Genomic DNA, 7,666 nt, shown 5'->3' with positions numbered 1-7,666 from the left:
AGATGGGAAACGGATGGCATGAATGGCCGCTGGTGCTGTTTACGGTGCTGGGTCAGTGCGTGGTCGGCGCGACCATCGTCAGCGGTCTTGGCTGGCTGGCGCTGGGGGACCAACGGGAAGCCCGGCGGCGGCTGGTGCGCAATATGTTTTTTATCTGGCTGTTGATGGGCATTGGTTTTCTTGCTTCGGTGATGCATCTCGGTTCACCGCTGCGCGCGTTTAACTCGCTGAACCGCATCGGCGCCTCGGCGCTGAGCAACGAAATCGCCAGCGGCGCTCTGTTCTTCGCCGTGGGCGGATTCTGGTGGCTGCTGGCGGTGCTGGAAAAAATGCCGGCGACGCTGGGCAAAGTCTGGCTGGCGATCGCCATGCTGTTAGGGCTGCTGTTTGTCCTCGCAATGACCCGGGTTTACCAAATCAATACCGTGCCAACATGGTACAATGGCTACACCACCAGCGCGTTCTTTCTGACGGTGCTCCTCAGCGGGCCGCTGTTTGCCGCCCTGCTGCTGCGGCTGGCGAAAGTCGACTTTAACGGCTGGTTTTTTGCCGGACTGAGCGTGGCCGCGCTGGTCATCAGCGCCGCAGTTATCATTATGCAAAGCGCCGGGCTCAGTACCCTTCACAGCTCGGTTCAGCAGGCGGCCACCCTGCTGCCAGATTACGGCAAACTCCAGGCGCTACGCCTGGTACTGCTGGCGCTGGGCCTCGGCTGCTGGCTATGTCCGCTGATCCGCCGCCAGCCGCCGCGCGCTACGGGGCTGCTGATCGGCCTGCTGCTGGTCTTGATCGCCGAATGTATTGGCCGCGGCCTGTTTTATGGTCTGCATATGACCGTCGGTATGGCGGTTGCCGGTTAATGAGACGGCGCGCAGGCGCGCGCCGCAGAAAGGAATAAGTGATGATGCCGATCCCAAATCGCGACGCCGTCGCGTTAAGCGCCCGCACCCTGGGCGCGCTGTTCTCTTATGCGCCGAATAGCGCGGAAATTGCGCCGCTGGTCGCCGCCTTCCAGGACGGGAGCTGGCAGCAGCAGTGGCCCTTCCCGGTCGCAGCCCCGCTGGCGTCAGGGTTTGCCGCATCGGCTGAAGAAACGTTGCCGGAAGCCTGGCAGCGCCTGTTTATCGGGCCATGGGCCCTGCCGGCGCCGCCCTGGGGCTCTGTCTGGCTGGATAAAGAGTCTGTGCTGTTTGGCGATTCCACGCTGGCTCTGCGCCAGTGGATGCGCGAGAACGGTATCGCGCTGGAGGCCGATGGCAACGAACCGGAAGATCATTTCGGCACCGTGCTACTCCTGGCGGCATGGTTGTGCGAAACGGAGCAGGATGCGTTGTTCGCTCAGCTGCTGGCCTGGCACCTGCTGCCGTGGTCCGGGCGTTTCCTGAGCGTCTTTGTCGACCATGCCGCCCACCCCTTCTATCAGGCGCTGGGTCAGCTGGCGCAGGCGACTCTGGCGCAGTGGCAGGAGAATCTGCCGATCGCCGTGGCGCAAAAACCGCTCTATCGTTAACCCTTCGCCGCGCCGATATCCGGCGCGGTTTTATTTTGCCGCTTCCCAGCCTTTCACCCGCACTTATCGCTTTTGCATCTAAGGTTATTCCCTATCACAATAAGCCAATGTTTTCTGAACCTCGCCGTGACTAATGCATCGTCTTCATCCCTATCCTGATGTGCAGGTGATGTTTCGCCGCCTGCTGATCGCCACCCTGATTGGCCTTCTCGCCGCCCTGGCGGTGGCGCTGTTTCGCCACGCTATGGTGGTTCTGGAAACGCTGTTGCTCAGTAATGACAGCGGGAGCCTGGTCAACGCCGCACAGTCGCTGCCGGCGTGGCGTCGGCTGGTTACCCCCGCGCTGGGCGGCCTGACGGCGGGAACCTTACTCTGGCTCTGGCAACGACGCAGCGTCGCGCGTCCGCATGCCGCCACCGATTATATGGAAGCCCTGGAGACCGGCGACGGCTGTTTCGATACGCCGGCAAGCCTGGTGAAATCGCTGGCGTCATTGCTGGTCGTGGTGACCGGCAGCGCGATTGGCCGGGAAGGCGCCATGATCCTGCTGGCCGCGCTGGCGGCCTCGCTGTTTGCCCGTCGCTTCACGCCGCAGAGTGAATGGAAGCTATGGGTCGCCTGCGGCGCGGCTGCCGGGATGGCCAGCGCCTATCATGCCCCGCTGGCCGGCAGCCTGTTTATTGCTGAAATTCTCTTTGGCACGCTGATGCTGGCCTCGCTTGGGCCGGTGGTGATCTCGGCGGTGATCGCCCTGCTGTTGACGCAGTTTCTTAATGGCGGCGCCGCGCCGCTGTATCACGTCGTGTTACAGCAAAACCTCAGCGCCCTGCACTATGGCTTAATGCTGGCGACTGGCCTGCTGGCCGGGCTGTGCGGGCCGCTGTTTATCTGGCTGATGGACTACAGCCACCGCGGATTCGTTAAACTGAAGCTGGCGCCGCCGTGGCAGCTGGCGCTGGGCGGGCTGATTGTCGGCGGCTTATCGCTCATCACCCCGGCAGTATGGGGCAACGGCTACAGCGTAGTGCAAAGCTATTTGCTGCTGCCGCCGTCCGGTGCGCTGCTGGTGGGCGTATTTATCTGCAAACTGCTGGCGGTGCTGGCCAGCAGCGGCTCCGGCGCGCCTGGCGGGGTCTTCACCCCGACGCTGTTTGTCGGCCTGGCGATGGGCATGCTGTTTGCCTGCTTCAGCAGGCTGTGGCTACCGGGAAGTGAAGAAATGGCCATCATGATGGGTCTGACCGGCATGGCGGCGTTTCTGGCCGCCACGACCCATGCGCCGATCATGTCAACCCTGATGATTTGCGAGATGACCGGGCAGTATACGCTGCTGCCCGGTCTGCTGATAACCTGCGTCGTGTCGTCTGTGCTGTCGCGGACGTTACGCCGGGATTCGATCTATCGCCATCACGTTGCCGAGCATGTCTAAGTCGACGTAGCGGCTCAGCTCACGCTGTTCGGCGCGCGGTAGATAAGGCAGCTCGCCGATCAGCGGCGCCGGCAGCTTTTTGCTGAGGACATTGATGATTTCGGCGTAGTGCGCCAGACCGGGGTTGATCCGATTGGCCACCCAGCCAATCAGCGGTAAACCGTCATTGGCGATCGCCTGGGCTGTCAGTAGCGCATGGTTGATGCACCCCTCCTGGATCCCCACCACCATCAGCACTGGGAGCTGCTCCTGAACCACCCACTCGGAGAGCGGCCGCAGGTCGTTCATCAGGCTGCGCCAGCCGCCGGTGCCTTCAACCACCACGTGTTCGACCTGCGCGGCCAGACGCTGCAAACCATCGGACAGCAGACCGTAGTTGATCGGGCAGCTATGCGCCACGCTGCTCTCGTCTTCGCTTAAGGCGATGGGGTTGACAGCCTCATAAGGTAACGCCAGCGTGGAGACGCTCTGCAACACCAGCGCATCTTTGTTACGTAAACCGTCCGGCGTCTCTTTGCTGCCCTTCGCCACAGGCTTATACCCGGCCACGCTTTTGCCTCTGGCAGCAAGTGCCTGCAACAGCGCACGGGAAACCACTGTCTTCCCGACAGAGGTGTCTGTACCTGTAATAAAGAAACGCTTAAACATCACTAACCCCACAGTTTTGTCGATGAAATATACGGGAGAGAAATAATCAACGGTGGGCAAAGTCTACGTGAAGCCGTCTGAGGTCAGCTTGAGATAGCGCAATTTTTGGTGTGACTATGAAAAAATGTTAACCCTGTAACAGTCGTATGAGTAAGGATCCGTTATAGAGCGCATCTTTAACCAGCGCCGCGCCAGCCATCGTTCCGCGGTTGGAGAATTGAGTACTTTCAACGGTAATATGCCGGCTATAGGCTGGGAGAGATTGTTGCCGAATACAGCTGGAAATTGCCGGAAAAAGAATTTCTGCCGCCAGATTGAACGGCGAGCCAATCAGAATTTTCTGCGGATTAAACAGATTGACCATGATCGCCAGAATTCGCCCAACGTGATTACCCACGCCGCTGATGATGTCCCGAGCTAACAAATCGCCCTGCAGCGCCGCCTGACAAAGCCACTCCACGCTCAGCGGACGCTGGTGCAGCAGCGAGCTCATCGACTGCGCCATGCGCATCTGCGCCAGCTCCAGCACGCTTTCTACGCTGGCAATCGTCTCCAGGCAACCATGGTTGCCGCAGTAACAGCGTTTGCCGTAGGGATCGACCTGGGTATGGCCAATCTCCACCAGGCTGCTGCTGCCGGCGTGCAGCAGGCGCCCATCGGTGATCACCCCGGCGCCGACGTTATGATCGATGACCACCTGAATGACGTCCCGGGCGCCGCGCGAGGCGCCAAACAAAGATTCCGCCATGGTCCAGGCGCTGATGTCATGCTGAATATAGACTGGCACCCCGGTATGATTGGCCAGCGCTTCGCCGAGCGGGACATCTTTAACATCCTCATAAAACGGCATGCGATGAATAATGCCATTTTCGGTATCGATAATACCGGGCATCGTCATGGCGATGGAGGTAAGGCGTTCCAGCTTCTTTTGATGGCGAATAAAGAAGCGATCAATATGGTCGATAACGCGCGTCAGAAACGGCGTGCTGTCGGTAAGCGCCAGCTCCAGCTGATCCTCCACCACCAGCTGACTGCTTAAATCACGCAGCGAAAGATGGATCTCACCGCGGCTGATGCGCACCGCCAGATAGTGCCATGCCTCGGTCTCCACCATCAGCCCCACCGCCGGGCGGCCGCGGCTGCCGGGCTCCTGGATCTCGGTCTCCTGAACCAGATGCGCTTCCAGCATTTCGCGGACGATTTTGGTGATGCTGGCCGGCGCCAGTTGCGCAAATCGGGAAAGGTCGATACGCGATACCGGGCCGAGCTGATCAATCAGGCGATACACGGCGCCCGCATTGGTCTGCTTTATTTGATCGATATGGCCTGGTTGACTATCCGCTACCACCATTGACTCCCTTATTTTCGCGCTTCGAAATAAACTTTCGGCTATGGTGAAGCACTTCGACGGTGAACGTCAAATTTTTACTTAGCCTTGTGATTTACCGCACATTTCCAACCCCTTTTCGCCTCAATTATGCTCGCTTTTCCAGGAGAGCAGCGCCTCACGAAAGCGTTTTGCCAGTGCCCCTTGCTCATGGTGTTTAGACCACACCAGCCACATCTCCGATACCGCATCCTGTTCGTCGATCGGCAGCCAGCGCATTTCACTGAGCTGGACGCGCTGAAAGGAGGCCGGGAGGATCGATACCCCCAGGCCGGCGGCCACCAGACCAATAATCGTCATTGCCTCCCCCACCTCCTGGGCAATCTTCGGCGTGTGGCCGTAGCGGCGCAGCAAGCCGAGGATGTCGTCATACAGGCCAGTGCCGACGTGCGGGTCGAAAAAGACGAAGGGCTCGCGCGCCAGCGCCGCCAGGCTGACCGAGGGCTGGCGGGCCAGCGGGTGATTCGCCGGGACCATCGCCAACAGCGGCTCGCGCAGAACCCGCTCCCACGCCAGGGTGTCCGGCAGTTGAGTATTGCGCAGCAGCCCCAAATCCAGAGCCCCTTCGCTCAGGGGCACTATCTGTTCGCGGGTGTTAGTCTCGCGGGTGAGAATATGCACATCCGGAAGGCGTTGGCGAAACATCGATAGCGTATCGGAGACGGCCTTAATAAAAGGGGCCGAGGAGGTAAAGCCGATGCGCAGCTCACCCGTTTCGCCATGGTGTAGACGGGCGGCGCGAGCAGCCGCCTCATCTACCTGGGCGAGGATTTGTCGGCTATCGGCGAGAAACTGCTTTCCGGCCGCAGTCAGGCTGACGCTGCGGTTGGTACGGGCAAACAGGCGAGCGCCGGTCTGCTGCTCAAGGATCTGAATCTGCTGGCTTAGCGGTGGTTGAGAGATGTTTAGTCGCGCCGCGGCGCGGCCAAAATGTAGCTCCTCGGCGACGGCGACAAAGTAGCGCAAATGACGCAACTCGATATTCATATTTAAAACGTCTTATTTGAGATTATTAATATATTAGACAGAATATTTACATTTTCATACCCTAAAAATGTGAGCTGAATGGTCACAACACTCTGTTGGTAAGCAGCAACTTCTACGCAAGGAATTCTCTGTGAGTCGTACAACAACCGTTGACACCGTGCCGGCGGGCGAGGTCAGCGTCGCTGGTGCATCCCGCCCGGATCCGTTTATTAAGCGTGGCACCCCGCAGTTTATGCGCGTCACTCTCGCGCTGTTCTCCGCCGGTCTGGCCACCTTTGCCCTGCTCTACTGTGTGCAGCCGATCCTGCCGGTGCTGTCGAACGAGTTTGGCGTGTCGCCGGCCAGCAGCAGTATTTCGCTTTCAATTTCCACGGCGATGTTGGCGGTGGGCCTGCTGTTTACCGGCCCGCTGTCGGACGCTATAGGCCGCAAGCCGGTGATGGTCACCGCCCTGCTGCTGGCCGCCTGCTGTTCACTGTTGTCGACTATGATGACCAGCTGGCACGGCATCCTGATTATGCGCGCGCTCATCGGCCTGTCGCTGAGCGGCATAGCGGCGGTCGGCATGACCTATCTGAGCGAGGAGATCCACCCCAGTTTCGTCGCCTTTTCGATGGGACTCTATATCAGCGGCAACTCCATCGGCGGCATGAGCGGCCGCTTGCTGACCGGGGTCTTTACCGATTTCTTCGGCTGGCGCGTGGCGCTGGCGGCGATCAGCGGCTTTGCGCTGGCCGCGGCGATTATGTTCTGGCGTATCCTGCCCGAGTCGCGCCATTTCCGCCCGACCTCGCTGCGACCGAAAACGCTGCTGATTAACTTCCGTCTGCACTGGCGCGACCGTGGCCTGCCGCTGCTGTTCGTCGAAGGTTTTCTGCTGATGGGCGCTTTTGTCACCCTGTTTAACTATATTGGCTACCGGCTGATGATGTCGCCGTGGTCGTTAAGCCAGGCGGTGGTAGGCCTGCTGTCGGTAGCTTATCTCACCGGGACCTGGAGTTCACCGAAGGCAGGGGCCATGACCGTACGCTTTGGCCGCGGGCCGGTGATGCTTGGCTTTACAGCGGTGATGCTCTGCGGCCTGCTGCTGACGCTCTTTTCTTCCCTGTGGCTTATTTTCATCGGCATGCTGCTGTTTTCCGCTGGCTTCTTCGCCGCGCATTCCGTCGCCAGCAGCTGGATTGGCCCACGCGCCCGCCGCGCCCGCGGTCAGGCGTCATCGCTGTATTTGTTCAGCTATTATTTGGGTTCAAGTCTTGCCGGGACGTTAGGCGGGGTATTCTGGCATCACTACGGCTGGAACGGCGTCGGTGGGTTTATCGCGCTGCTGCTCCTTGCCGCGCTGTTGACCGGCACCTGCTTACATCAGCGACTGAAATAGTCGCGTGTGACGTGGCCTGCGGGCCACGTTTCACCACATGCCCATTATGGAAGACAAGCCCATCAGCTCTCTGACGGCATCAACGGACAGCAGTGCAATAAACAGCCAGGTGAACGGATTCATAAACCACCCCCGAACCTCCAGACCTGTGTAATCGATCACAGTTTAGTACCGATATGTTACCGTTTTCTGTCACACCGATCACAGAGGTGAGCTTATTCTCCCGCCATGTGTCTTTCCCTTCCCCTGTGCGCAACGCTCGACCCGCCGGGCGTATCAGGATAGTGTAGAGGCAAAGCGATAATCTCTTTATTCACCTGTCAC

8 protein-coding genes are annotated in these 7,666 nt (G+C 59.6%); 4 read left to right on the top strand and 4 right to left on the bottom strand.

Annotated features, from left to right (window positions below; all coding sequences use genetic code 11):
• Positions 1-2: 2 nt before the first annotated feature.
• From HMPREF3140_RS14965 to clcB, 3 genes are all read left to right on the top strand, one after another.
• A complete protein-coding gene (locus HMPREF3140_RS14965; protein ID WP_002903710.1) occupies positions 3-860 on the top strand; it encodes a DmsC/YnfH family molybdoenzyme membrane anchor subunit in 858 nt (285 codons plus the stop codon).
• A 41-nt stretch (positions 861-901) separates the two neighbouring features.
• A complete protein-coding gene (gene dmsD, locus HMPREF3140_RS14960) occupies positions 902-1,510 on the top strand; it encodes a Tat proofreading chaperone DmsD (protein WP_004209765.1) in 609 nt (202 codons plus the stop codon).
• A gap of 133 nt (positions 1,511-1,643) precedes the next feature.
• Complete coding sequence (gene clcB / locus HMPREF3140_RS14955) at positions 1,644-2,939, top strand: voltage-gated ClC-type chloride channel ClcB (protein ID WP_004148305.1); 1,296 nt, start codon at positions 1,644-1,646, stop codon at positions 2,937-2,939.
• Here the strand turns inward: clcB and bioD are convergent.
• From bioD to HMPREF3140_RS14940, 3 genes are all read right to left on the bottom strand, one after another.
• Positions 2,892-3,587 (bottom strand): dethiobiotin synthase, encoded by a 696-nt coding sequence (gene bioD, locus HMPREF3140_RS14950; protein WP_021313854.1) that lies wholly within the window; start codon positions 3,585-3,587, stop codon positions 2,892-2,894. The genes clcB and bioD overlap by 48 nt on opposite strands.
• Positions 3,588-3,714: 127 nt before the next feature.
• Positions 3,715-4,935, bottom strand: coding sequence for a sugar metabolism global transcriptional regulator Mlc (mlc, locus tag HMPREF3140_RS14945; protein WP_002903701.1), 1,221 nt, complete (start codon positions 4,933-4,935; stop codon positions 3,715-3,717).
• 123 nt (positions 4,936-5,058) lie between these two features.
• A complete protein-coding gene (locus tag HMPREF3140_RS14940; RefSeq protein ID WP_002903700.1) occupies positions 5,059-5,961 on the bottom strand; it encodes a LysR family transcriptional regulator in 903 nt (300 codons plus the stop codon).
• Positions 5,962-6,091: 130 nt separating this feature from the next.
• On the opposite strand from HMPREF3140_RS14940, the gene HMPREF3140_RS14935 reads away from it, so the two are divergent.
• Positions 6,092-7,342, top strand: a complete 1,251-nt coding sequence (locus tag HMPREF3140_RS14935) for an MFS transporter (protein WP_070553027.1) — start codon at positions 6,092-6,094, stop codon at positions 7,340-7,342.
• Between the two features lie 30 nt (positions 7,343-7,372).
• On the opposite strand, the gene HMPREF3140_RS29130 is transcribed toward HMPREF3140_RS14935, so the two are convergent.
• Positions 7,373-7,465 carry a KPN_01571 family protein gene (locus HMPREF3140_RS29130; RefSeq protein WP_004206050.1) on the bottom strand — a complete coding sequence of 31 codons (93 nt, stop codon included), beginning with the start codon at positions 7,463-7,465 and terminating at the stop codon, positions 7,373-7,375.
• Positions 7,466-7,666: the final 201 nt, after the last annotated feature.

The sequence above is a fragment of the Klebsiella sp. HMSC16A12 genome (assembly GCF_001808265.1).
GTDB lineage: Bacteria > Pseudomonadota > Gammaproteobacteria > Enterobacterales > Enterobacteriaceae > Klebsiella > Klebsiella pneumoniae.
Note: the sequence above shows the minus strand (reverse complement) of the source record. Positions and strands in the feature narration are given on the sequence as shown.